At 40.6% G+C, this 1911-nt stretch carries 2 protein-coding genes; one reads left to right on the plus strand and one right to left on the minus strand.

Features of this window, described 5'->3' with window-relative positions:
• Positions 1 to 61: 61 nt before the first annotated feature.
• Entirely contained in the window at positions 62 to 460 is a 399-nt protein-coding gene (tnpA, locus tag CXF58_RS01095) for an IS200/IS605 family transposase (RefSeq protein ID WP_102076311.1), read from the minus strand.
• Between the two features lie 83 nt (positions 461 to 543).
• Here tnpA and CXF58_RS01100 point away from each other — a divergent pair, with 83 nt between their 5' ends.
• On the plus strand, positions 544 to 1851 hold the full coding sequence (locus CXF58_RS01100; RefSeq protein ID WP_068403487.1) for an RNA-guided endonuclease InsQ/TnpB family protein: 1308 nt from the start codon (positions 544 to 546) through the stop codon (positions 1849 to 1851).
• Positions 1852 to 1911 lie beyond the last annotated feature (60 nt).

Genomic DNA, 1911 nt, shown 5'->3' on the forward strand with positions numbered 1-1911 from the left:
CTATCAATCTAACGAAAGAGGACTCCACCCGACGCTAGGGTGGAGGTGAATTTCGTATAGCCTAACTCTGCTGATTTTGAATGTATTGCTTAATAATCTCCAACGGCGCTCCGCCACATGAGCCGGCAAAGTAAGAGCGTGACCACAAAACAGGCTTATTATAAGCCGCCCTTAAGTCAATGAAGTTGGCTCTCATGCGCCGGCTTGTGACCGACTTTAGATTATTAACCATCTTACTTAGTTGTACCGTTGGTGGGTATTGAATTAGCATGTGGACATGATCGCCCTCGCCGTTACATTCCTTGAGTTCTGCACCAAAATCCTTGCATATCTCAGCAACAACTTCTTTAAAGTATTGAAGATGATTGTCAGCTAAAACCTTTTTGCGATACTTAGTGATGAATACCAAATGCACATGCAGATTATAAGCAGAATGACGGTTTTTATATATCTCACTCATTGTAATAAATATCCTTTATTGTTTATGTTATATAGTATAACATGGTATAAATAACGAACACACTGACCAATAAAGCATCCATTATGAAAATTAATAAAGCGTACAAATTTAGGCTTGAGCCTAATGCAGAACAAGAGGTTATCTTAAATAACCTTGTTGGTTCTGCACGTTTTGTTTGGAATCAAGTGCTTGCGGTATCGTTTGAGATGTTTGCTAAAAATGAGTTTATTAATGCAACCAATTTGGTTAATAAAATCATGGATATTAAAGCAAATCCTGAGTTTGCCTTCTTAAAAACAAGCTCTAACGCGGTGTCTTTACAACAAAAAATTCGTGATCTCGCTTCTGCTTGGTCACGCTTTTTTGACTCTAAAGTTCATGCACGATTGAAAGAGAATAAGAAAAAACCTAAAAAGCCTAAGTTCTTCAAGCTTGCTGATGGCACAGAAATCCAATTACGCCCGCTTATGCCGCGCTTCAAGCGCAAATCAGATGGGTGTGATTCAATACGCTTGGTACAGTTTGATAAATATTGCCGTGTTGAAGGCAATCGTGTCAAACTACCGAATGGTGTAGGTTTTGTAAAGTTTAGAAAATCTCAAGACATTCTTGGGATAATTAAAAACGTCACCATCAGCAAGAAATCCGGTCATTGGTACGTGTCGTTTGGCACTGAGCGAGAGTTGGAACAGAACCCAATTCACCCTTCTAAAACCGCCATTGGTATTGATTTAGGTGTCAGTAAATTAGTTACCGGCTCAAACGGTCAGTGCTTTAAACCTAAGAGCAGCTTTAAAGCCAATCAAGGCAAACTAGCAAAGCTACAGCGCCAATTAAGTCGTAAGGTCTTATTTAGCCAAAATTGGAAAAAGCAAAACCGTAAAATCCAAAAGCTTCACCATCACATTGCCAATATTCGCCATGACTACTTGCATAAAATCAGCACTGACATCAGCAAAAACCACGCCATGATTGTCTGTGAGGATTTAAAAGTAGTTAATATGTCGGGATCTGCAAGCGGGACTCTTGAAAATAAAGGTCGCAATGTCAAAGCCAAGTCAGGATTGAACAAATCAATTCTTGATCAGGGTTGGTCGATGGCGCTGACTATGCTTGAGTATAAACAGCAATGGCAAGGCGGGTTACTGATTAAAGTAAACCCGCGTTATACAAGCCAAACCTGCTTTGAATGCAAGCATGTTGCAAAAGAAAATAGACGTACCCAAGCAAAATTTGAGTGCGTTGAATGTGGTTATATTGCGAATGCAGATGTTAATGCAGCTCGTAATATTCTTGCGGCAGGACATGCCGTTTTGTCTGTCGAGGGAAGATGCAGTAAAGGTCGCCCGTTGAAGCAGAAAACTTGCGACGGTCGTGAGAAAGTCGCCTAAGAGCTTTTGCTTTTAGAATCCCCCGCTTGAGCTTGTCGAAAGTGGCGGGAGTATGTCAAC

Source organism: Psychrobacter sp. Sarcosine-02u-2 (assembly GCF_002836335.1).
Lineage (GTDB): Bacteria > Pseudomonadota > Gammaproteobacteria > Pseudomonadales > Moraxellaceae > Psychrobacter > Psychrobacter faecalis.